This is a genomic window from Litchfieldia salsa, from assembly GCF_900104555.1.
Taxonomy (GTDB): Bacteria; Bacillota; Bacilli; order Bacillales; family Bacillaceae_L; genus Litchfieldia; species Litchfieldia salsa.
Genome location: NZ_FNJU01000022.1, coordinates 1 through 22022 on the forward strand (window position 1 = coordinate 1; position 22022 = coordinate 22022).

28 protein-coding genes and 1 pseudogene are annotated in these 22022 nt (G+C 32.4%); 7 read left to right on the top strand and 22 right to left on the bottom strand.

The features are described from left to right. The 5 genes and pseudogenes from BLQ56_RS22280 to BLQ56_RS22300 form a co-directional block, all read right to left on the bottom strand. A pseudogene (locus tag BLQ56_RS22280) lies at positions 1-291 on the bottom strand (hypothetical protein); the annotation flags it as partial. A gap of 82 nt (positions 292-373) precedes the next feature. Continuing rightward, a complete protein-coding gene (locus tag BLQ56_RS22285) occupies positions 374-799 on the bottom strand; it encodes a CCP domain-containing protein (protein WP_090859712.1) in 426 nt (141 codons plus the stop codon). A 135-nt stretch (positions 800-934) separates the two neighbouring features. Further along, positions 935-1279 carry a hypothetical protein gene (locus BLQ56_RS22290; protein ID WP_090859715.1) on the bottom strand — a complete coding sequence of 115 codons (345 nt, stop codon included), beginning with the start codon at positions 1277-1279 and terminating at the stop codon, positions 935-937. A gap of 41 nt (positions 1280-1320) precedes the next feature. Continuing rightward, the gene (locus tag BLQ56_RS22295) at positions 1321-1701 is read right to left on the bottom strand and encodes a hypothetical protein (protein WP_090859717.1); all 381 of its coding nucleotides are present in this window, start codon (positions 1699-1701) and stop codon (positions 1321-1323) included. A gap of 127 nt (positions 1702-1828) precedes the next feature. After that, on the bottom strand, positions 1829-2356 hold the full coding sequence (locus tag BLQ56_RS22300; RefSeq protein ID WP_139163143.1) for a hypothetical protein: 528 nt from the start codon (positions 2354-2356) through the stop codon (positions 1829-1831). An 822-nt stretch (positions 2357-3178) separates the two neighbouring features. Between BLQ56_RS22300 and BLQ56_RS22305 the strand changes: the two genes are divergently transcribed. Both BLQ56_RS22305 and BLQ56_RS22310 read left to right on the top strand, forming a co-directional pair. After that, the gene (locus BLQ56_RS22305) at positions 3179-4879 is read left to right on the top strand and encodes a molecular chaperone HscC (protein ID WP_090859721.1); all 1701 of its coding nucleotides are present in this window, start codon (positions 3179-3181) and stop codon (positions 4877-4879) included. Further along, positions 4879-6984, top strand: a complete 2106-nt coding sequence (locus tag BLQ56_RS22310) for a DUF1266 domain-containing protein (RefSeq protein WP_090859723.1) — start codon at positions 4879-4881, stop codon at positions 6982-6984. The genes BLQ56_RS22305 and BLQ56_RS22310 overlap by 1 nt, the downstream gene beginning before the upstream one ends. A 167-nt stretch (positions 6985-7151) precedes the next feature. Here BLQ56_RS22310 and BLQ56_RS22315 read toward each other — a convergent pair whose 3' ends face one another. From BLQ56_RS22315 to BLQ56_RS22350, 7 genes are all read right to left on the bottom strand, one after another. Beyond that, entirely contained in the window at positions 7152-7517 is a 366-nt protein-coding gene (locus BLQ56_RS22315) for a hypothetical protein (RefSeq protein ID WP_090859725.1), read from the bottom strand. Between the two features lie 219 nt (positions 7518-7736). Next, positions 7737-8618 carry a TIGR01777 family oxidoreductase gene (locus BLQ56_RS22320; RefSeq protein WP_090859727.1) on the bottom strand — a complete coding sequence of 294 codons (882 nt, stop codon included), beginning with the start codon at positions 8616-8618 and terminating at the stop codon, positions 7737-7739. Between the two features lie 209 nt (positions 8619-8827). Beyond that, positions 8828-9277, bottom strand: coding sequence for a DUF4871 domain-containing protein (locus BLQ56_RS22325; protein WP_238457352.1), 450 nt, complete (start codon positions 9275-9277; stop codon positions 8828-8830). Between the two features lie 836 nt (positions 9278-10113). Continuing rightward, positions 10114-10557: a YhfM domain-containing protein gene (locus tag BLQ56_RS22330; protein ID WP_090859729.1), complete on the bottom strand. Its 444-nt coding sequence runs from the start codon at positions 10555-10557 to the stop codon at positions 10114-10116. A gap of 630 nt (positions 10558-11187) precedes the next feature. Beyond that, a complete protein-coding gene (locus tag BLQ56_RS22340) occupies positions 11188-11397 on the bottom strand; it encodes a hypothetical protein (protein WP_090859732.1) in 210 nt (69 codons plus the stop codon). A 133-nt stretch (positions 11398-11530) separates the two neighbouring features. Beyond that, a complete protein-coding gene (locus BLQ56_RS22345) occupies positions 11531-12292 on the bottom strand; it encodes an N-acetylmuramoyl-L-alanine amidase (RefSeq protein WP_090859734.1) in 762 nt (253 codons plus the stop codon). 67 nt (positions 12293-12359) lie between these two features. Next, positions 12360-12935, bottom strand: coding sequence for a CBO0543 family protein (locus BLQ56_RS22350; protein WP_090859736.1), 576 nt, complete (start codon positions 12933-12935; stop codon positions 12360-12362). Between the two features lie 176 nt (positions 12936-13111). Between BLQ56_RS22350 and BLQ56_RS23715 the strand changes: the two genes are divergently transcribed. After that, on the top strand, positions 13112-13282 hold the full coding sequence (locus tag BLQ56_RS23715; protein ID WP_175490427.1) for a hypothetical protein: 171 nt from the start codon (positions 13112-13114) through the stop codon (positions 13280-13282). Between the two features lie 72 nt (positions 13283-13354). On the opposite strand, the gene BLQ56_RS22355 is transcribed toward BLQ56_RS23715, so the two are convergent. Then, positions 13355-13645 (bottom strand): late competence development ComFB family protein, encoded by a 291-nt coding sequence (locus BLQ56_RS22355; protein WP_238457353.1) that lies wholly within the window; start codon positions 13643-13645, stop codon positions 13355-13357. Positions 13646-13744: 99 nt separating this feature from the next. Then, positions 13745-14170, bottom strand: a complete 426-nt coding sequence (locus tag BLQ56_RS22360; RefSeq protein WP_090859738.1) for an EamA family transporter — start codon at positions 14168-14170, stop codon at positions 13745-13747. A 220-nt stretch (positions 14171-14390) separates the two neighbouring features. On the opposite strand from BLQ56_RS22360, the gene BLQ56_RS22365 reads away from it, so the two are divergent. Together BLQ56_RS22365 and BLQ56_RS22370 are read left to right on the top strand one after the other, a co-directional pair. Beyond that, the gene (locus tag BLQ56_RS22365) at positions 14391-15833 is read left to right on the top strand and encodes a UDP-N-acetylmuramoyl-L-alanyl-D-glutamate--2,6-diaminopimelate ligase (RefSeq protein ID WP_175490428.1); all 1443 of its coding nucleotides are present in this window, start codon (positions 14391-14393) and stop codon (positions 15831-15833) included. Positions 15834-15927: 94 nt separating this feature from the next. Next, a complete protein-coding gene (locus BLQ56_RS22370) occupies positions 15928-16362 on the top strand; it encodes a DUF2621 family protein (RefSeq protein WP_274380257.1) in 435 nt (144 codons plus the stop codon). A gap of 64 nt (positions 16363-16426) precedes the next feature. Here BLQ56_RS22370 and BLQ56_RS22375 read toward each other — a convergent pair whose 3' ends face one another. From BLQ56_RS22375 to BLQ56_RS22385, 3 genes are all read right to left on the bottom strand, one after another. After that, positions 16427-16897: a CcdC family protein gene (locus BLQ56_RS22375; RefSeq protein WP_274380258.1), complete on the bottom strand. Its 471-nt coding sequence runs from the start codon at positions 16895-16897 to the stop codon at positions 16427-16429. A 22-nt stretch (positions 16898-16919) separates the two neighbouring features. After that, on the bottom strand, positions 16920-17279 hold the full coding sequence (locus tag BLQ56_RS22380) for a response regulator (RefSeq protein WP_090859746.1): 360 nt from the start codon (positions 17277-17279) through the stop codon (positions 16920-16922). A 97-nt stretch (positions 17280-17376) separates the two neighbouring features. Continuing rightward, positions 17377-18081: a cytochrome c biogenesis CcdA family protein gene (locus BLQ56_RS22385; protein WP_090859748.1), complete on the bottom strand. Its 705-nt coding sequence runs from the start codon at positions 18079-18081 to the stop codon at positions 17377-17379. 214 nt (positions 18082-18295) lie between these two features. Between BLQ56_RS22385 and BLQ56_RS22390 the strand changes: the two genes are divergently transcribed. Continuing rightward, positions 18296-18478: an aspartyl-phosphate phosphatase Spo0E family protein gene (locus tag BLQ56_RS22390; RefSeq protein ID WP_090859750.1), complete on the top strand. Its 183-nt coding sequence runs from the start codon at positions 18296-18298 to the stop codon at positions 18476-18478. A gap of 77 nt (positions 18479-18555) precedes the next feature. On the opposite strand, the gene BLQ56_RS22395 is transcribed toward BLQ56_RS22390, so the two are convergent. The 5 genes from BLQ56_RS22395 to yneA all read right to left on the bottom strand — a co-directional run bounded on the left by BLQ56_RS22395 (position 18556) and on the right by yneA (position 20768). After that, positions 18556-18774, bottom strand: a complete 219-nt coding sequence (locus BLQ56_RS22395) for a YneF family protein (protein ID WP_090859752.1) — start codon at positions 18772-18774, stop codon at positions 18556-18558. 79 nt (positions 18775-18853) lie between these two features. Then, positions 18854-19297: a sporulation inhibitor of replication protein SirA gene (gene sirA, locus BLQ56_RS22400; protein ID WP_090859754.1), complete on the bottom strand. Its 444-nt coding sequence runs from the start codon at positions 19295-19297 to the stop codon at positions 18854-18856. Between the two features lie 171 nt (positions 19298-19468). Then, positions 19469-19699 (bottom strand): DUF896 domain-containing protein, encoded by a 231-nt coding sequence (locus BLQ56_RS22405; RefSeq protein ID WP_090859756.1) that lies wholly within the window; start codon positions 19697-19699, stop codon positions 19469-19471. 73 nt (positions 19700-19772) lie between these two features. Next, the gene (locus tag BLQ56_RS22410; RefSeq protein WP_090859758.1) at positions 19773-20432 is read right to left on the bottom strand and encodes a YneB family resolvase-like protein; all 660 of its coding nucleotides are present in this window, start codon (positions 20430-20432) and stop codon (positions 19773-19775) included. Between the two features lie 12 nt (positions 20433-20444). Beyond that, entirely contained in the window at positions 20445-20768 is a 324-nt protein-coding gene (yneA, locus tag BLQ56_RS22415; protein WP_090859760.1) for a cell division suppressor protein YneA, read from the bottom strand. Between the two features lie 161 nt (positions 20769-20929). Here yneA and lexA point away from each other — a divergent pair, with 161 nt between their 5' ends. Then, entirely contained in the window at positions 20930-21553 is a 624-nt protein-coding gene (gene lexA, locus BLQ56_RS22420; RefSeq protein WP_090859763.1) for a transcriptional repressor LexA, read from the top strand. The last annotated feature ends 469 nt before the right edge of the window (positions 21554-22022 follow it).

Genomic DNA, 22022 nt, shown 5'->3' on the forward strand with positions numbered 1-22022 from the left:
AATAGTATCCAAATCAACAATTTCATTTTTTTCTATTGCAGAAAATACTCCCCAGATAAAATAAACTTCTTTCATATTTGCAAGTTTGTTAAGGTTTTCTCCTGTTATTAAATAATTATTGCGACAGTGACTACTATCGTCATAAATACGATAATCCATAAAGTAATCGAGGTAGTTATCAGGATAAGACCAGTCTAAATCGGTTAGCAGCCAATTATATTCTTTTTCAAGACCATTAAAGGAATTCAAAATTTCTTTTAACTCTAAAAAGTCCTCTAAAATAGTGTTCATTACCTTGCACCTCAATTTATATTTACCTTTATAATAACATTTCGTTCTTAAATTAAACTTCTCCTTTAGTGCAATTAAGTCTTTAAAAGGATTTATAAACTTCCCAGTTAGTCCATGTTCCTTTCAGTTCACAAATAAATTGAGAACCACCGATTGTTATATATCCATCATGACATGTATAAATAATCCACTTTAGTGAGTTATCACACCAAAAGCTATCCTCAATAAAATGTTGTTTTGTAAAAATAAGTTCAGAAGGGCTGAGTATTTCTAGAACAAATCCAAGTTCCTGTTCACCTAATTTGTAGATATGATCTACTTCATAGCTTACTAGGATTCTTTTAATAACTACAAGAAATTCCTTAATTACTTTCGGCTCGTCAATTAGGTAAAAAGATATAACGTCACTTCTTTTAGTTTCATATAAGGGATACCAAATCGGAGTGGGAATATCCCACGTTTCTTTCATATTTTTAATAATGGTCTTATATGTAGAATGATTTAACAACACTTGAAACCCCCTACTTTAATTACTAGCTGCTTATCTTCTTGTTGAACTATCCTGCTCGTTAGTTCAATAACAAATGAGCCTGAAAAAACTCTTGAGCTTAAACATTCGCTTACATTGACTTTAATTAAGTAATTATTTTTTAGATTCTTTTAGGAATTCAATAGCTTGATCAACATCATATGTTTCTAATTTCAACTTTTTCATTTCTCCACCGGCAGTTTCAAAGATAAAGACGGCTGGGACTTTTTTAATCTCATATTTTGGATACTTTTCTTTTGCTAGCTCCAAGTTAGTAATATATTCAATCTGATGGATTGGATACTCACTACTACCAAATTCTCCAAATTTCCCACTAATATTTTCATCTCCTTGTATGATAAGAACATCATACTTCAAATGGTTATCTTGGGTAGGAGAACACCCTATAAATGCAATCACCAATAATAACATTTGACCAATTATCATCAATCTTTTCATAAAAAACCCCCAAATATATTAATTCCTTTTTTTTAAAACTATTAATTATCCTTTTTCCAAATACTCTTAAAATGAAATACGGTAATATAATAATAAGTGGCTGCTCCAATAACTCCAAATGATAATACAATAATACCTCTCTTAACACTACTTCCCCAAATTTCAATACCTCCAGCAAACCAACCAAAAAACAACATAAATGCTCCTATATGTTGGATTAACATTATTGAAGTAATCATGCCTGAAAAGAATAATCCCATACCTATAACTCTAGACCCATCAACAAATAAAAACGATGGACTTTTTAACCCTTTTATAAACTCCTCTTGTTCTTGTTTATCTTGTTTTAAATACATATTAAAAAAAATGAAAATTGGTAAACCCCATAATAATAATAAAAATAAAATCTGAACGATACTCATATGTCTCCCCCATTACATATCAATAACACTACATATAAATTGGATTCTGTTTTAAATTATCCATAACTGAAGAGTGAGTCAAAACTATATAATGTTAACTAGCGTTATGGAGTTCCACTACTATGCTTTAATTTATTTTCAATAATTCTAAAAAACCAGGATCTGGTTTAGATTCTTTAACTCCTTTTTTAGATTGAAAGTAAACTGTCTTCTCATCTTCATAAAGAACCTTGACCTTTATACTGCCAAAATCAATTAAACTTGTTTCGCTTCTGGGGAGTATATCTTCTTTATAATCGTATGCTTCATTATTGATAAATCCTACAATCTCACTAATTCTAGATTTATCTCTTACTTCTAAACATTCACCATCTGAATCTTCCTTATAAATACAAATCTCCTCTGGGATATCCTCTATCCACGATGAACTCATAAAAATTGGAAACTTATCAAACTTTACCTCAGTCTGCTCTTCGGACTTATTATAGTAGGCTGCAAGTGATAATACACCGTCAATTCCCTCTTTTCTCCATCCAGAATCGAATCCAGACCAATCATTATGTAAATCAGTATCATTAAGGTCAGAATCATTATATTTTAATTGCCATCCCTGTTTAGGAAGTTCGCTCATATAGTAATCATATATATCTGTCAAATGATCACCTTCCATTATGTAATTAACTCTAGTGGTTCTAACCCACTAAAAACAGGAATATCCTCGTGTTGTTCAGGGATAATTGACATTCCTTTATAAGTTTCATCCGTGACTTCTTGATATACAAACAAACCCGCCAAAATTAATATTAAAATTAGACTATATTGAAATTAATCTTTTATTGTTCAAATGACTCTCTCCTGTGCCACATATTGATTACTTCGTTTATTTATCATATTAAAAATGCACCTAAACTAACTTTTTTATGGCAAAATAACGGATGAACTGGTGTTAGTTTTGTCGTCTGAGTAAAACTCTAACAGCCTTCCAAAAAGCAAACGATAATAAGCATTTAAATTAGTCTTTGCTTTGCTTCATTGCATCCCTACCATATAATCTATAAACTAAGTTTACCATAATTTCTCAATAACTCTTCAAGTAAACAGATACTTTCCAAGGCATAGCTTTTAAAAATATCTACCTATATACATTAAAACCTTCCCATTAAAATATAGGGAAGGTTATTTGTCATGTTTAATTTTAATATATCTGATGTTATTAATCTTTTGAGTGAAAAATATTGGTGAACCCAGTTTAGTATAATAGGAATAATTCTGCTCTATTTTATCCACTCCTACTTTATCACATGGATTTAAAAATGACATTAGAAAGCATTGTTAGCTGGTTGGTGTTTTTATCTATATGTTTTCGTTTTATCTAAATATAAACAAACAGATACTATTAAAAAAACTTTTCTATAACTGACTATTCTAACATCAACTGAAATAATGTAAAATTCAAGTAATAGATGGAGGGATTTTTATGACAATAATAGGAATTGATTTAGGAACAACAAATAGTCTTGCAACCTGTTGGATGGATGGAGAAGCTATTTTGATTCCAAACATACTAGGAGAACACCTTACACCTTCAGTAGTGAGCATTGATAGTAATGGAGAAATCTTAGTTGGACAAATTGCTAAGGAACGCCTAATTACGCATCCTCTAGTAACTGCCTCCACATTTAAGCGATACATGGGAACAGCAAAAAAATATAACCTTGGAAAATATACTTTCTTACCTGAAGAGCTTTCTTCATTTATCATTAGGACGCTGAAAGAAGATGCAGAGGTATATTTGGGTAAAACAGTGAAAGAAGCTGTGATTAGTGTTCCTGCATATTTCAATGATACCCAAAGAAAAGCAACTAAGAGAGCCGCTGAAATGGCTGGCCTAGTGGTTGATAGGCTTATTAATGAACCAACTGCTGCAGCACTCTCCTATGGCATCCATCAAAAAGAGGAGGAAACACAGTTTCTTGTTTTTGATTTGGGCGGTGGAACCTTTGACGTGTCTGTAATGGAACTTTTTGAAGGGGTTATGAACGTAAAATCAATAGCGGGTGACAATTTTCTTGGTGGCGAAGATTTCACGAATCTATTAGTTTTACATTTTTGTAAATTGCATGAAATAGATAAAGATTCTCTTGACCCTAAAGCACAATCAACCTTATATAAACAAGCAGAACAGTGTAAATATGAATTAAGTATAGGAAACACTGGCACAATGAAGGTTGTTATTAATGAAGTTTCATACAAGATAAATCTTAATAAATCTGAGTTTGAGAGAATTGTATATCCTCTCACAGTACGTTTACGTCATCCTATCGAACGTGCTCTCAGGGATGCTTCTTTATCAACGAATGATTTAGATGCAGTTATTCTAATTGGTGGTGCAACCAAGATGCCAATTATTAAGTCATCCATAGTAAAAATGTTTGGAAGAATGCCTTACACAAATATTAATCCAGATGAATCTGTGGCTTTAGGAACAGCCATTCAAGGTGCATTGAAACAAAGAAACAAGGCATTAGAAGATTTTGTGTTAACGGATGTATGTCCTTTTACTTTAGGGACGGAAGTAGTCAACGATATGGGAGATGGAAAGCTAGAAGATGGATATTTCTTCCCAATTATTGAACGCAATACACCGATACCATATAGCCGAGTAGAGAGACTAATAACTGTAAGTGATAATCAGAGAGTGCTTAATGTTAGTATTTTTCAGGGCGAAAGTCGTCTTGTGGAAAATAATGTAAAACTTGGAGAATTGAATATAAAAGTTCCCCCTGCAAAAGCAGGTACAGAAGCAATAGATGTAAGATACACATACGATATCAATGGAATTCTTGAAGTCGAAGTCACAAGCCTTTCTACAGGTGAAAGAAAAAGAACAGTTATTCAAAATAAATCAGGAAATCTGAGTAAGAAAGAAATAGAGGCACAATTTGAAAGGTTAAAAGATATCAAAATCCACCCAAGAGATCGTACAGAGAATAGACTTCTTTTAGCAAGAGGAGAACGCATTTATGAGGAAACAATAGGAGAAAAACGAATGTTTGTTGAATCGATTATCCACAACTTCGAACGTGTTCTTGCCACACAAAATGAAAAAGAGATTAAGAAGGCCACGTTAGAGTTTAAAACTAAACTAAAAGAGATTGAAGGGTGGACACATTATTGATGGAAAACTGGAGGATGCTGGGGATTGATCCTACTAAGGATGTATCTCTCATTAAGAAATCTTATGCTAAAAAACTAAAAATCTACCACCCAGAGAACGATCCTGAAGGATATCAGAGACTTAGAGAGGCTTATGAAACTTCACTCTGGCAAGCAAAACAGGTTCAAACATATAGCGCCTTTGAATCTGAACAAGAAGAAATTCATTTTCTTATTTCACAGCAAGACGATATGACTGAACAGCAATCAAAAAGAGATGGTAATCATCAGCTACAAGTCTTTATGAAAGATGTAGAAACACTCTATAATGACTTCTTTTCCCGTATTCAAGAAGAGAACTGGATCACTCTTTTAAACTCAGAATTAGTTTGGGATGTAAATCAAAAGTCAGACCTACAGTATTCATTACTTTCTTTCTTTGAAAATTATCACTATCTTCCGCACAGTGTCTGGCTTCTATTTGACAATATATTTGATTGGAGTAATCAAACAAATCTAATTAGCGAACAATTTAATCAAGAATTTGCAGAATATTTACTTCATCAAATCAGTGGGTCTAAAGAAATGAGTTATTATTTTTTCAAAGAGATGGACCATTTTAATTATGATGAATATCTCAAATTACGTGAAGAGATCCTTAATCATCTTATGGAAGGAAATTTAGAGGTAGCGAAAGGCTTCTTTGAAAAAGCATTTGAACTGTATGCTGAGGATCCGGATTTGTTAAGAATGTATGGTGTTTTTCATCTCCAACAAGCTGACGAAATTAGTGCACAGGATTCTTTCACAAATGCCCTTATCCATAATCCAATGGATTTCGATTCATTCATTTTTCGTGCCCAAATTCAATATCGGAGTGGTCAATATGAAAAGGTCATCAAGGATTGTGAGAATCTTTTATCGAGTGAATCTAAGAATGAAGAAGCACTTTCGCTAATAGGAAAATGTCATTATCAATTAGGTAATGTTAAAGAAGCTCGGCATTATTTTGATCTAACTTTAGATGTTTTAGATGATTTAGAGGATTTCGAGGATTTAGATGAGTTTGTATTGGAAGAAGGAATGTATCTAGATCAATCATATTACCCTGCACTAGGTGGAATAGGAAGTGATCCTCATACGGCTTCACACAAAACCCTTATCTTAAATTTTTGTTGGTGGCTAACGTTAATGTTTATTGCTAGAAATTGGATTTATCTATTACTATTTTTTTTATTAGAGATCTTTACATCATTACCGTTAATTATTACAGCAATCCTGTTTGTACCAGTAACTTGGGAGGTTATAAAACAATCTAAGGTAGAAAGACTAATGTTAAGAAATAGCCAAATGAATTCCAAACCAGTAGAACAAAAATCAACAAATGCTCTAAATTTATATCTGCGTTGTCTTTCTTCAATTTGTGTCAAAAGTTATGTAGGTTACAGTGCGTTTTATACCCACCATGAATTTGCACCAATTAGAGACATATGGCTAAGAAGGCGTTCTTTGAAAAAAGAGTTGAAGAGGTGGGATATTCACAATAACTATGAATTGAAAAAAAAGATAGACTGGCATATAACAGAAGGTTATCAACATGAATTTAATCAAATAAGAAGACGTTTGTCTGTCTTATCATTAAACGCACGTTCAGCATATATCGAGAGTAATAAGGAACACTTGGATTATCACAAAATGATTTTTGTAGCCTTAGGAATTTACAAAATTCGCCCATCAGGAATAGCTGCGTTTGACATTGCATGGAGTATTTACTTTTGTAGAATAGGTAGAGCACTTGGACACATAGATAAAGATTATGCCTTAGAAATAATGATTAAAGCTGCCCAAAAAGCTCAACAATCCTATACCAATTGGAATGAGTATATGACAGCCTATTTCCTTGGTCGCCATTTTGCTGAAGGAGAGACCAAGTTAGAATATGATGAATCTACATTTTATTACATTCGGCATTTATTTAATAGCCTTTCTACTCCTCTAAAAGTATTAAACTGGAATTACGATCTATTAAAAGATTATAAGGTAAATAAAAATAATCTTACAAAAGAGACGAACCTATTCAAATATTGGAGAAAAAAAACCAAATTAATTTATTTAAATAAAAAATAGTACAATACTCTAACTCATTTTAAAGATTCCCAATTCTATTAACCTCTCTTATGATAGGAAGTGACCAAACTAACTTCATATGAGAGGAACGAAAAGGATGATCAAAATGGCTCCGCTACTACTATTCAACTCTTGCCTTCCGTTTTTTCAATAAGACAATGCAGTGTTTACCTGTTTGGATTATTCTCTCTTAAAAATTCAATCAATGCTTTCTCGCTATACGATTTAAACACAACATCCTTAGTATCGAATACAGCATATGCTGGAGACTTCTCCAATTCTAAGAACTTGTATTCTTCATTTATTTTTTCTAATGAAGTCCGACCATGAATTGTCTCAACATTACTTATTCCGTTCTCTCCTAACCATTTATGATAATCTTCCATTTCCGTTTCACCTAACATCAATAAGGAATACTTGTTTTTATCAGCGGAAAATAACGGATGGACTGGAGTTGGTTCTGTCTCAATAATACTTGAACAACCTATTAAAAATGCACAGATTATTATCCAAACAACGAATATCTTATTCATATAATTACCACCTTGTATAGTTATAGACCTAAAATAAGATTACCATAATTTTTCAATTGATCTAAAAGTAACCTGCCCCATAAATTTTAACATTAATTTCCTTTTGGTTGACGTAAAAAAGCAGCAGACCTTATTTAAGGAATGCCTATTTAATTAATAGAAAACAATATTAACCATGAGCTTTCTATAAGCTTCTTCTTGTTACTTCAACATCTCAATTTACAGAATGTCTTGCAAGGTCTTATCAAGAGTTCCAAAGGTAAACGTGTAACCTTCACGTTCTAGCCGTTCTGGAAGAACCCACCGACTTTTTAATACCAATTCTGTTTCAGTTTTAATTAGCAGTGAGCCTATCTCCAACATCCATTTGGGTGAGGGTATACCGAATGGAACATTCATAGTTTTTCTTAGTTCTTGCATCAATTTACGATTACTAACAGGTTGTGGTGAAGAGCAGTTAAAAACACCACATAAATCTTCTTTATCTTTCAAAAAGAGAACGATTTGAAACAAGTCTTCGACATGTATCCAACTAAACTTTTGATTTCCCGTTCCCTGAAAACCTCCTAGTCCAAATTTCACTAAATTTCGATAAGGTATGATTACTCCGCCGTTTTTACCTAATACAATAGCTATGCGTAATGCGATTTGTCTCGTTTTTGGTAAGTCAAAGGAAAAGAATGTTCTCTCCCAATTTGTTGCAACATTAACAGAGAATCCAGAACCAATCTCTCCCTTTTCCTCTGTCATCGGACGATCCTCTGCGTGTCGATAAATGGTTGCCGTACTGGAATTCATCCAAATCTTAGGTGGATTATTACATGCCTGTATAGACTCTCCAAGAATTGTAGTGGTCCTAATCCTTGAATTCATAATTTCCTTCTTATTTGCTTCATTGTATCTACAATTCACAGATTTTCCAGCAAGATTAATAAGAAGTTCACTATCCTCTAATGCCTCAATAATCCCTATTTGATCTTCCCAAGAAATATGTTGTTTTTGCCTTGATATGATAGATACCTCATATCCTAGTTCCTCAAATTTTTCATGAAAATATTCACCAATGAAGCCTGTTCCTCCTGCTATAACTACTTTTTTCATAAATATACTCCAATCTACTTTATAATCTTACTAATTCTATTAATCCCTTCTTGAAATAAAACTTGCTGAAGATGGGTATTGAACCAACGGAACGTCTAATCATTATCTTGTGGCATTAGATTTAGGTTGGAAGAAAATTGCACCTATAGATGAAGAGGGTGATAACTATTGTTCAACAATCGGAGCAGCCGTTACTAAAATAAGATGGTTTACTCTTGATTTATATCTACAATAATTTCATCATAAAATTCTCCATCAATATAAACCTTTAACTTCCATAGTCCTGATGATGGAAACAAAACCGAAGAACGTGCATGACCGTTTATTTCATCCCCACGAGGAGATATTTCTACATCTTTGTTTTTTATAGGGTAAATTGATTCTTCTTCACCTTGCTTTAACGCCTTTACTTCCCATTCTTTGTAGGAAATATCTTCAGTCCCCCAAAAATGCCACATCCACTTTTGTCCATTTTCTGTAATAGTTTTAGAACCAATAATTCCAATACTCCCTTCTTTTCCAAACATTTCACCATATTCATTAGTAAAAGTCGGGCTATTATCTTCCCATTTTTCTTCTTTAATTGTCTCTTCTGTGTTACATGCTGATATATAAAGAACAATACAAAACAAAATGCACATCAATGTAACTTTCTTCAAATAAATACCCCTTTTTTTATAGTAATTTTGAAATTTACTGACCTGTTAATTAAAAGCGACTAGTGCTTTTCCGTATATTTCATGTGATTCAATAAATAATAACCAATATACATCCCATATAGATAGGAATGATACGAATGTTTAATCGAAATATTGTTCAACGATTAATGTTTAGCACGATATTATCCTCATTTTTTAGCTTAATCATAATTGTTATGACTGTTTTTCATCACATGAGGGTAACGAATTTACTAGAATCAATTAAAAACAAATAACCACTCACTTTTGTGGTTATTTTTATTTCGCTTTATTGTCTACTACGAATTAAATGTCTTTGGTAATGATTCGATAAAACAAGCTGACCTTTAGTGGGAATAAATCATTGTAGGATTTACTATTCATCACTTTTCCCTTCTACTTAAAATGTTTCTTTGACCAATTATAAAGAAAAAAAATTAAGAACATTATAAGAGATATCCCTATATTATCAATCCACTGAACCTCTTGTTTAACAATTAACTGCCAAATAACTGATACTGCAAAAAATGTTAACGGAAATTTAATACTTTCCTGAAATATATTTCTCGCCCCTTCCTTAGAGATTGCTACCGGTTTAAGAAGGTACCACTTTATATGTTCGTTTATACCAGCTTGTTTGATAATAGAAAAGGTGAATCATCTTCATTAATTTGCTTAGGTACAAATGATATTAGAACTTAAGTCTCTTCTTGTGACATTTGTTCCCATCTATTTTTTTTGCTCTTCTTTTACCTTTTCATTGTTGCAACCTGAAAGCATACTTATGTCTCTATTATCTCGATAGGAATTCACTTTTGTTAATTATTATTCTCGAACTCTATTTTATTGGATAGTAAATTTACATCTTCTTTTCCTTTAAAGAAATTTTGAAGTTTCACTACTGATTTCTCATCTATTTTGAACGTGCCGTTTTTATCTGGTAAGAGTCTTTGAATATATCCTTCACCATGCTCATTAATCCAAAAGTGATAATGTTTGTATTTATCATCCTTTAAACCTAATGTAAATGATAGTAAAGGTTCAGTCTTTATAATCTGTCCATCTAACTCCTTAGCATTGTTGACTGTTTCAACAAACATTTTAAGTGTATTTTCATTATCAATAAATTCATCCTCTGGTTTTACACCACTATGGTTTTCCCAATAAGTTAAATCAATTCGTTCCACATGATTAACATCAAGAGAGGAGCAGCCAGTTATTATGAAAAATACTAAAAAGATTAATAAGTACCATTTTCTCATTTATATCCTCCTTTATATTTTATATTACCATAAAAACCCAAATTACAATTATAATAATGTCCCATCAGTTGAGCAGGAATTATAAAGAAAAACGGCTGCCTACTTTGGCAGCCGTTTCTCTAAATTTATTCTTAATATAAAAAATTATATACTAATAACCAATTGAAAAATTAAAATGAAAGGAGGTAAGATTTAAATTAATTATCGAAGACATCTCGTTGATGAGGTATTGTTATACAATTAAATCATGAAGTAATCCTCGTACATTCATATATAATCCTATTAATCCCAAACAAAAACCAATAAAAAATGTCCATGGATTATCTTCTTTTTCCCTATCAAAGGTCCCATAAGTTAAGAAGCAAAAAATAATGGTTATAATGGGAAAAGCAACATACATCGGACCAAATGCAAAGGATACCCACCCATAAACATTGACAAGATACCAAATGGATTTTGCCGTTTAATACGGATTAAGTAATTTCTTTCTACTTCTGAAACCCCTTAATTATCCTCACTATATATTCTCTCTTTTAACTTATAAAAGCCAAAGAATTTACTTACTTGTTTAAAGAATTTCATACTCCCCTCCAAAACTTATTAACTGTGAAATTGTCTTTTAGTCATTATTCAAGATACCCATTTCTTCAAATTCACTCCAGCAATCCCTAGGAAGTCTGTCTCCTCATAAAATTCTCCATCAATCCACGAAATAGGAACCGACACTTGTACTAAATTATCTAGAACATCTTCAATATAGTAAGCCTTCGAGACTAATCCTTCATTTAACTTTTGAATTTCTTGGATCTCCATAAAAAAAACAGCTGTTGCACCGTTCATTCAATCTCCTCTTTTCATTTCTCTATAGTTCCTACTCATTATTCTCTATGAATATAGTAGTACTTTCGTTTCGGTATTATGGTTTTTATGCAAAAAAAAGAGAACTTTATAAGCCCTCCTTCAACTTCCCACACTATTCTTGGTAGACAATCACTTCAAACCCTTCATTTCTTGCTCTAGTTTCCAATTGTTCAGCATTTTCTTTTGAAGCGAATGCTCCTATTTGCACCTTATATAAGCTATCTCTTAATAAAGTAATTGTTTCAAAGCCCTTAGACTTCGCCTCATTTGCTAGTTGGTCAGCATTCGACTTTTCACTGAATGCACCGATCTGTACTTTATAAAGAGTGGTGGGTTTCCTTGTTAAATTGAAGGCTACTTCTAATCCATTAGCATGGCCTCTGGCTATTTGGCTTAAAAAACTTGAGGATTTTAATTTCTCTGCATCCTCTGTACGGTCAACAAAGCCATTTTCAGTTAATAACGCTGACATTACTGTTTCTCTCAAGACATGAAAATTTGCGGTCTTTTGCCCACGATTTGAAAAATCAACTTGTGCTAAGATTTCATCATGGATTTGATCTCGGTAGGTTGTTGTGGGTGCTCCTACACCAGGATAGATATAGCTTTCAAACCCAGTTCCTCCACCCGCATTCACATGAATCGAAAGATAATAATCTGCATTCCAATTATTAGCAGCATTGGTTCTTTGATTTAAACTAACAGTCTGATCAGATGTTCTGCTTAACTGTAGTTCTACATCTTCAAATTCATTTAGTAAGATATTTCTAAGAAGAATCGCTATTTGCAACGTAAGATCTTTCTCCTGGAGTCCATTACCAACAGCGCCTGAATCAGTTCCTCCATGACCTGGATCAATAAAGATTTTCACCATAATATATCATCACCTCTATATATTATATGAAAAGAAAATGAAACATGCTTGGACAGGAGTGAAAAACTTATTGATTATTCTCACCTTTTTTATGTAGAACTAAAAATAACTTGGTCATTAAATATGCTAATTGGAACAAAATTAAATAAAGTAAAAAAATAAGAAAATAATTAACCCAGTCATCTTTTTGAAACAGATTGATGCTCACTAACAATGGTTTGAAACCAAAGCCAAATATGATAGCAGTAATTACAGAATACAGAAAAAAGCTTTTATTATGATTAATTGTCCATTGATAAACTAACATACTAACGATTGGAATAACGGAAGCATCTAACGAAAAGCTTGGGAGAAATGGTAAAACCTGATACGGATAGCCCCAAAAACCATATCTAATTCCAAATGACTCTATATAGGCAAATAATATATGCACTGAAAATCCAAAAAAACCGATACGAAAAATCATTTTACGATCTATGGTAAAAAACAATAGAATTAAAGGGCCCACTAACATGATAAGAATAAACCAAAACTGCCAAGTTGAAAAGTCAGAATACACCTTCCAATACTCCACTGTCTCCTTCGTTAGATTTTCTTGGATTGAAGTTAATTTATCAAAATATTGTTGCTGCTTACTGTCCAACATACTACCTCCTGTGAACTACTTTTAATTTAGTTTTCCAACAGGCTGGTTTTATATTCCTATAATACGTAAAAGGCAATTGTTGTCTAACATAAATACTTTATACTTATTAATCCAGTCAATTCATCCCCTTATTACGTATGATATAATACTAAATCAAGATAGGAGAGAGCTTTATGTATTATTCCAACATTAATTACTCAACCCAATTTGATCCACTAATAAACACTTGGTATTACTTTCCCAATGTAGAACCGATTCATCCATCCTATATACAATTCTTAAGACCAATTATCATCATACCTGGTGAGTATTCTCCCTCTACTACTTTTGTACCGTCTATCTAACTTTTCAATTATAATAGCAAAAGACCCACACGCCAAAATTAAAGGCGGGTGGGTCTTTTGAGAGTAAAACACCTATTTTTCTTGATCCTCATGATTAGGATACTTTCCAACTAAATAGATGGCACTGACAATTCTCTTGTTTATCCATTTTAAATTCTCTTTTGTATTTAGGCGTTCAAAAACATTTTGTCTACCTTCCTCAGTTGTCACATAGTGATTAGGTAAACTATTTAAACTTAAAGCAATTATATCTGTTCTACATTTCTCACATTTACAAAAAACTTGAAAATCAGGTCCTAGCATCTGAACTGTCACCAATGTCTCTACAAGTTCTTCCATTACATTATTATATCTTTTACTCACATTAATCTCTCATTTCTTTTTTATTGCTCATTGTTAGTTAAACATTAATTATATCTTAAAGTTAGAAATTAGCTACTATTTAATTCAGGTAAATTAGGGTTATAATGCCGTTAAAACTACACCTATAGCAATAAGAGCAACACCAACTCCATTTAATAAACTTATTTTTTCTCCAAGAAAGATAATAGCAACAACTGTTGCAATGACTACACTAAGTTTATCTATAGGTGCAACCTGTGAAACTCGTCCAAGTTTTAATGCCATGAAATAAAATAACCATGAAGAAGCCCCAGCAATTCCACTTAAAAAAATAAATAAAAATGTTTTTTTATTTGCAAGAATGGATGGCACCTTATTCAAATTTCCTTCAAAAGCAACTACTCCCACTAAAAAAATGGCCATAATGATTGCCCTAATGGCTGTTGCCGTATTTGCATCAATATCCTGCAAACCAATTTTTCCAAATATACTTACCATTGCAGCAAAAATTGCTGCCAGTAGTGAAAAAATTAACCATGATGACATGTGTTAAGCCTCCTATAAACCACCTGATGCCTATTTAATATATATCCTTACCAGGCTAGAACAGCTCAATACACTTTTATGTTTGACTTTGTCTAGAAGTGACTATCTCTGGGAAAACTTAAAAAGGATTGCAAACTAATTGTACTAAGTGAAAAACGATTCTAACCATACTATTGAGGGTAGATAAATGTGCAATTTTTTTATAAAAGGAGTTTTTTTAATGCAGCTAGAAGAGTCACTCTCAAAGAAACTAATATCTTTGGAAAAATTAATGGAAGATGAATTTTCCGGTATACAATTTGATTCTCGTGAAATCAAACCAGGAAATTTGTTTATCGCCATTGAAGGAACATCAATAGATGGTCATAAATTCATATTTCAAGCAATTGAACAAGGCGCTTCAGCCATTATAGGAGAAAAAGAACTAACTGATTTGAATATACCCTATTATAGGACTACTAACAGTCGCCTTGCACTAGCAAAAGCAGCCAGCTCATTTTACAAACATCCCTGGAAACGACCAATTATGATTGGCATAACTGGTACAAATGGCAAAACAACGACCTCTTACCTAATCCGTCATATTCTAGAAAAACAAGGTATCTCTTGTAGTTTAATTGGTACTGTTAAGCATATTATTAATGATCGAGAGTTTATTTCAAATCAAACAACACCTGATCCACTCCTTTTACAACAATTAATAATGGAAAGTAACGATGAAGTTATAGTTATGGAAGTATCTTCACATGGCTTACATCAAGAAAGAGTAAGTGGTATACAATTTGACATAGGTATGTTCACCAATCTTAGTCAAGATCATCTTGATTATCACCCAGATATAGAAACTTACTTTGATGTAAAAAGCAAATTATTTACACTGTTAAAACCTAGAGGAGAAGCGATTATCGGGACATATAGTCGCTGGGGTGAGGTTCTAAAACACAAACTACAACAATCTGGTTATAGTCTCTTCACGTTTGGTCATAAAGAAAATGATGACCTCGAGCTTATTGAATGGAATCAAGCTGAGGATCATTGTTTAATTCGGGATCGTCGAGAAAAAGTAGACTTTTCTTCACCAATGCCTGGATTACATAATGTATGGAACGCATTAGGAGCTTATTCAGTTGGACGAAGGCTACATATCAATTATAAAGATATTAACAAAGCAATGTTAACCTTTCCTGGTGTACCCGGAAGGTTTGAAACATATAAATTTGATCAGAGTCCTAATGTGGTTGTTGATTATGCACACACCCCAGATGGTTTAGATTATTGTTTAAAAACCGCTAAACAACAGCATCCTTCACGTCTATTTCATATTTTCGGATTTAGAGGCAATAGAGATCGTACAAAAAGAGAAGCAATGCTTTCTGTCTCTTCAAAATATAGTGATTTTATTATACTAACAATGGATGATTTAAATAATGAACCTTATGAAGAGATGATCAAGGAAATGAAGATGTTAGCATCAAGAATCGGGGATAGGTTGAAAATTATACCTGACAGAACTCTAGCAATTGAATACGCTTGGAGAAATGCTAGAAATAATGACCTACTATTAATTACCGGAAAAGGACCTGAAGAATATAAGCACGAATTCACATATCCTTGTAAATCTGATAAAGATACGATTAATTATCTACTCCACTCTACTGAATAATCCATTCAATAAATCGATAACAAAAGGATTGGTTTTCTATCATTGTACTATCATGTATAATGATAGTATTGGTCTAAATTGTGGGGTGAATAATTTGACGACATTAAGTGGTTGGTTTCTTTGGTTTATTTTATTTTGGGTTGTGTTCCTAGTTACCATGATGTTTATCGGTGGTTTCTTTATGTTCCGTAAATTTCTAAAGAGGTTTCCTAAAGAAGATGGTAAATCAGAATTAGATTGGCAAGAGTTTTATATTGAGCAATCAAAAAACATGTGGAACACTGAACAAAAACAATTACTAGAAGAATTAGTTAGTCCTGTTCCTGAACTATTCAGAGATGTTGCCAGGCAAAAAATCGCAGGGAAGATTGGAGAGCTTGCCATCAAAGAAAATGCTCCCAAAATTACTCAAGATTTGTTGGTAAGAGGATATATAAGTGCAACACCAAAACGTGATCATAAATTTCTTTTAAAGAAATTAAAAGAAAAACAAATCGATATAAATCCATATAAACAACTATTCTTGTAGTCCTGCTACAAAAGAAGGTGGACAAAAAAATTTTGTCCACCTTCTTTTGAAAAATTCAATCATACTAAGCATTGCTTAATTCTCGCCTTATCTTCTTATACTGCATAAACATTGCCGCTCTCCAGGGAACAATCATCCCAAATGCTAAAATCCAAAACATCCCACTTAATTCACCATAATTAATTGAAGTACTTAAAACTGACTTTGCTATTACTCTTATAATTAATAGTGAAACTAAAATATAAATAAACGCTTTTGAGCGTTTTAAGTATATATCCATATTTTTGATCTCAAATGATGAAGTTTTAATAAGTAAGACTGAAAAAACGATCCCTACTGCAATTGATTCGATTACCTGCACAGAAGAAACACGAAACATTGGATGTAAAAACATCAAAGATCCTGTACTCATAAACAGTGGAGGAAGTAGTATTTTCTTTGCATTTATTGGTCTTTTATTAGCACGGATTCTTATTATTAAAACTAAAAATCCCATCATTACCGCAATAATTGAAGAAGCAACTATCAAATCGATCCCCACTATCTCTATTGTTAAATTAGCTCATAACTCTTTTAATCGCTTCTAAAACTCTATTTTCATCAAAAGGTTTTAAGATAAAATCTTTTGCCCCTGCTTCAATCGACTCAACAATCATTTTTTGCTGTCCCATTGCTGAACACATGATCACCTTTGCATCATGATCATTAAGTATAATTTCTTTTAATGCTTCTATTCCATTCATTTCAGGCATTGTAATATCCATAGTAACTAAATCTGGTTTTAATTGTTTATAAAGCTGGATTGCGTCTTTCCCATTTTCTGCTTCTCCAACAACTTCATAATCAGCCTTAAGTAAAATCGTTGATAGTGTCATGCGCATAAATTTTGCATCATCTACAATAAGTATTCTTGACATTATGCGACCTCCTACAATTACTTACTAATTAACGCAAAGTGTCCATTTTTTATTATATCAGAATTCCTACTTTACTCATATAAATAATATAGATTAATTAAAACCCCGTAAACCCACCATACAGACTTGTTAAATATACCGTGATCTTTGTCATCCAATCAAAGAATAACACAACTCCCATAAAGATCATGATATAACCGCCAACTTTCATTATTCTTAGACTATGCTTCTTAATCCATTGCAACTTACCAATAAAAAAGGACAATACAAAAAATGGTATAGCAAACCCAATAACATAAGCAAGCATATAAAGCATTGCAGAATTAGGGTTAGAAGCCGCTAATAAAATAACAGATGAAAGAATAGGTCCTGTACAAGGTGTCCATCCCGCCGCAAAAGCCATACCTATAAAACTTGAACCTAAATATCCAGAAGGTCTATGTCTAAATTGGATTTTTTTCTCTTTCATTAGGAATTCTGGCTTTAACACCCCTACAATAACAAACCCAAAAAAGATGATTAAAACCGCACCTAACTGACGAATTAAATCCTTGTAGTCCCAAAAGAAATTACCTAAAAAAGAAGCACTAAACCCTATCGCAACAAAAATTAAAGAGAATCCAATCAGAAAAAAGATTGTATGAAAAACACTTCTTCTTTGAAGCATCCTTTGATCTGATTTTAGTTCTCCTACAGAAACCCCTGTAATGTATGACAAAAATGCAGGATATAAAGGGAGACAACATGGTGAAATAAAAGACAAAAACCCTGCTCCGAAAGCTAAAAAGAGATTCAGTTCCATTAAAACAACTCCTATAAAAATACTCTCTATATATTATTAATTAACACATATTCATATGATAGCATACTCAGTTGATATTGTACTAAATCTTCGCACTAAATAGATTAACTATAATATCTAACACCTACACTTACCAGATAATTTCCTTTGAATTAATTTCCAATCTCATATATAATATTATTTAATAGCCTACCGATGGAAAGGATAGCTTAAATTGTCTAAAGATGAAATGCTGTGGATTATCGAACGAAAAAGAGCAGAATTAATAGAAATCGCTCTAAAAAACGGCCTAAGTTCTTCTCTTTCAATTAAATATAGTCAAGAACTAGATCACTTGTTAAACCAATATAATAAATACCCTCACATAAAACTAAAAGTCTCTCAAACGTTTGAGTGACTTTTTTCTATTATACGACTTTTCTATGAAATTTTTCAAAATAAAAAGACACTCTAATTTGAGTGCCTGTCCAACATTTATTTCATCTGCCCATTCATGGCTTTAAGCATTTGATTGATTTTCTTTTGAGAAGGTTTCATTCCCATTTGCATCATCATCACTTTTAACATTTGCTCGTTAATAGGCGGATTTTTCTTTAAATAGTTCATCATGTACTTACGAGCGATGAAAAACCCTAGTGCCACTCCAGCAAGCAATGCCAGAACACCTACTAGAACATATAACCACATACTCATTTCCTCCTTCATGTTGTCTACATTACAGTGTACTAAACCCTATTGTATTATACAATAGAAGAAAGAAAATTTCCTTCTTTTAAACAAATTTTCTCTCCTTAATAGGATTTAACCAACCATATCGGTTATGTTCAAAATCCATTGCCAAGAAACATGAATCAAACTTCCTTAATAACTCAAAGAATATCGTTTCAGCTTCCATATTTCCTTCAGCTTCAAGAAAAATACATCTTTCAGAAATGGAAGCCTTTGCTCGACTTTCGGGTAATTGAAACTTTAAAAAATGAGTACTATCTTTTTGATCATATGATTTGTATTTCTTTAAAGATGATTCTATTATCTGATTTATCTTAAGATTAGGCATGGGTCTTGTAATAAAGTCAATTTGCATTTTTAAAATACTTTTTTTGTCATGATGAGTAGATAGTTCGTGATCAAGAAATAAATGATATAGAATTGATTCTCTACCAAAATAATGGGTCGCAAACTCTTCTTCAAGTAAGTAGATTTGATAATTTCTCATTCAAGCACCTCTATCATTCCTAAATTATCATTAATTATAAAGGAAAATGAACAATTTAATTGTCTGATAGTGGTGCAATAGTACACTAGTTTTGTCGAAATGAAATAAAAAAAGAGAAGTACATTTTACTGTTCTTCTCTTTTTCAATATTCTTGTAATTGCTCTATTAATTTAATGAAGCCTTTTATTTTTACTATCTCTTAGCTTCTGAGGTGTTACATCATTACCTTTAGGGTCAATAACTTTTACTGAATGAAGTGTATCTGTCATAGAACTTCTAAAAACATTTAAATACTCTTGACGCAATTTTGTTTGTTCTTCTTTTTCAGCAGCCGTTAAACCTTCACCTTTGGACTTCCTTGAGAGTTCATTAATTCGAGCGATCTTGTCATTTGATAACATGATTTAGTTCCTTTCAAAACATGACTTAAAATATGTTTAATGGTACTAAATAAAAATTCAAATATCAAGTTTTTTAACTTTCATAACTATCATTTTCTATATGTTCCTTATATCTTCTATGAACAGTTGCTTTCGATATATCATACCCCAAACCTCTTAGTGTAGACGAGATTTCTAAAAAAGTTAATCCTTTTCCTCTTAAAGCGACGATTTCAGATATAGGTACTTCCTTTCGAATTCGACCTGCTCCCTCGACAACCAGAGGTAAGTTTTTCTCTGGACGATATCCATTTTCTATAGCCTTTCTCATACCCCGCTTTATCTTTACATTATGTAGTCTTCTTTGATATTCCTCAACAATTGCAACGATATTAAGCACCATTGAATCAGATTCTCCAAGTTGTAATTCACCTTGATCACTAATCGTATAAATTTTCACGTTCTCTTTATATATACACCTAAAAATGGCAATCTTGGCATTTCCTCTTCCTAACCTTGTTTCATCTTGTATCAATATGGCATCAATACTTTCATTTCTAATGATTGATAATAATTCTAAAATACCATCCCTCTCAATTTCATAACCACTTACTTTATCCTCGATTACGTATTTAACTTGAAGATTAAGAGTTTTAGCTAAGGTAAGCAACTCTTCTTTTTGTCTTTTAAGTGAGCTAGCCTGACTATCCTTTTCGGTACTAACCCTTGTATAGATGATTGCTGTTTTATTCATTTTAAATTCCTCTTATTCCCCAGAGGCAATTGCGGTTAGGTTCTTAGAATAATGCTCTTTCTTTATTGGTAGAATTAACTGATCTCCTGGTTTTAACGATTCTGATCTTACTTTATTTTTATTCTCAATCCAACTTACAAACTCAAAAAATTCAAGTTGATGGTATTCCTTAAACGCTTCGTTAACTTTCCAGAGGGAATCACCTTCAGATAAGGTAATAGAGATATAATTTATTTCATTTTCTCCACTTGCATTTGTAGTTAATGCAAATGTAAATCCCATCACTAATATAAAAAATAAAATATAGTATGTTAAGCCTTGTAATGATAATTTCATAATGACCTCCAAATAAATTAGAATGTATGTTCGTACTCTATGTAATTCATTATAGACCGAACATATGTTTTGTGTCAAGCGAAATTCGAACTTATGTTTGTACAAATAGGTAAATCATGCTATAATTTTAAAAAATAACTAGATTCGAGGTGCTAGAAATAATGACAAAGCTTTCAAAAAGGCAACAAGATATATTAAACTACATAAAAGACGAAGTCCGAGATAAGGGATATCCGCCATCAGTGAGAGAGATAGGTGAAGCTGTTGGTCTAGCATCTAGTTCAACTGTGCATGGTCATTTGTCGAGACTCGAAAGTAAAGGATTAATTAGACGTGACCCTACTAAACCTCGTGCAATTGAAATATTAGATGTAGATACAGCTGGAAGTGTCATTAAAAATAATGTTGTCAATGTTCCTATCATCGGAAAAGTAACTGCAGGATTACCAATCACTGCTTTTGAAAATATTGAAGAATACTTCCCTCTTCCTGAGAGATTTGTTTCTCCTGATGATAATGTTTTCATGCTAGAGATTATGGGGGACAGTATGATTGAAGCAGGTATTCTAGATGGAGATCTTGTCATTGTTAAACAACAACCCTCTGCAAATAATGGGGATATCGTGGTGGCAATGACTGAAGAAGATGAAGCAACAGTAAAAAGATTCTTTAAAGAAAAAGATCACATTAGACTACAACCGGAAAATTCAATGCTGGAGCCTATCATCTTAAGAAATGTTTCAATCCTCGGAAAAGTAATCGGTGTATATAGAACTGTACATTAAAAGCGGACTCATATTTTTATAAAGAAGAAAACTTACTAGTTTCATAAACAAACATTCTATACAACCATCAAATCGTTTTAAAAAAGCTTGAGGATAAATCCTGAGGCTTTTTTTAATTGTAGTTTTAATGGATTACATGACTGATTTTGTTAGGAGTATTTGGTGAGGTGGTCTTTTATTGAAGAATCTCAACGTCGCGAACATACTTTTGTCTCGTGGGTGCTTTCTATTGGACATTCTCATCGATACGAACACGCGTTTTGTCTTATAGACGCCTTCTATTGGACATTCTCTTTGATACGAACGCACGTTTTATCCAATAGACGCCTTCTATTGGACATTCTCATCGATACGAACGCATGTTTTGTCCTATAGACGCCTTCTATTGGACATTCTCATCGATACGAACGCATGTCTTGTCCAATAGACGCCTTCTATTGGACATTCTTATCAATACGAACGCATGTCT

Bases quoted from the DNA above. Each gene is read 5' to 3' on its own strand.
- sirA (WP_090859754.1), bottom strand. From the start codon at position 19,297: ATGAGAAATTATCAAATCTACTTACTTGAAGAAGAGTTTGCGACCCAT.
- BLQ56_RS22385 (WP_090859748.1), bottom strand. From the start codon at position 18,081: ATGGAACTGAATCTCTTTTTAGCTTTCGGAGCAGGGTTTTTGTCTTTT.
- BLQ56_RS22320 (WP_090859727.1), bottom strand. From the start codon at position 8,618: ATGAAAAAAGTAGTTATAGCAGGAGGAACAGGCTTCATTGGTGAATAT.
- BLQ56_RS22410 (WP_090859758.1), bottom strand. From the start codon at position 20,432: ATGAATAAAACAGCAATCATCTATACAAGGGTTAGTACCGAAAAGGAT.
- BLQ56_RS22365 (WP_175490428.1), top strand. From the start codon at position 14,391: ATGCAGCTAGAAGAGTCACTCTCAAAGAAACTAATATCTTTGGAAAAA.
- BLQ56_RS22295 (WP_090859717.1), bottom strand. From the start codon at position 1,701: ATGAGTATCGTTCAGATTTTATTTTTATTATTATTATGGGGTTTACCA.
- BLQ56_RS22310 (WP_090859723.1), top strand. From the start codon at position 4,879: ATGGAAAACTGGAGGATGCTGGGGATTGATCCTACTAAGGATGTATCT.
- BLQ56_RS22340 (WP_090859732.1), bottom strand. From the start codon at position 11,397: ATGAACGGTGCAACAGCTGTTTTTTTTATGGAGATCCAAGAAATTCAA.
- BLQ56_RS23715 (WP_175490427.1), top strand. From the start codon at position 13,112: ATGTATTATTCCAACATTAATTACTCAACCCAATTTGATCCACTAATA.
- BLQ56_RS22305 (WP_090859721.1), top strand. From the start codon at position 3,179: ATGACAATAATAGGAATTGATTTAGGAACAACAAATAGTCTTGCAACC.
- BLQ56_RS22290 (WP_090859715.1), bottom strand. From the start codon at position 1,279: ATGAAAAGATTGATGATAATTGGTCAAATGTTATTATTGGTGATTGCA.
- BLQ56_RS22360 (WP_090859738.1), bottom strand. From the start codon at position 14,170: ATGTCATCATGGTTAATTTTTTCACTACTGGCAGCAATTTTTGCTGCA.
- BLQ56_RS22405 (WP_090859756.1), bottom strand. From the start codon at position 19,699: ATGTTATCAAATGACAAGATCGCTCGAATTAATGAACTCTCAAGGAAG.
- BLQ56_RS22345 (WP_090859734.1), bottom strand. From the start codon at position 12,292: ATGGTGAAAATCTTTATTGATCCAGGTCATGGAGGAACTGATTCAGGC.
- BLQ56_RS22330 (WP_090859729.1), bottom strand. From the start codon at position 10,557: ATGAGAAAATGGTACTTATTAATCTTTTTAGTATTTTTCATAATAACT.
- BLQ56_RS22315 (WP_090859725.1), bottom strand. From the start codon at position 7,517: ATGAATAAGATATTCGTTGTTTGGATAATAATCTGTGCATTTTTAATA.
- lexA (WP_090859763.1), top strand. From the start codon at position 20,930: ATGACAAAGCTTTCAAAAAGGCAACAAGATATATTAAACTACATAAAA.
- yneA (WP_090859760.1), bottom strand. From the start codon at position 20,768: ATGAAATTATCATTACAAGGCTTAACATACTATATTTTATTTTTTATA.
- BLQ56_RS22395 (WP_090859752.1), bottom strand. From the start codon at position 18,774: ATGAGTATGTGGTTATATGTTCTAGTAGGTGTTCTGGCATTGCTTGCT.
- BLQ56_RS22380 (WP_090859746.1), bottom strand. From the start codon at position 17,279: ATGTCAAGAATACTTATTGTAGATGATGCAAAATTTATGCGCATGACA.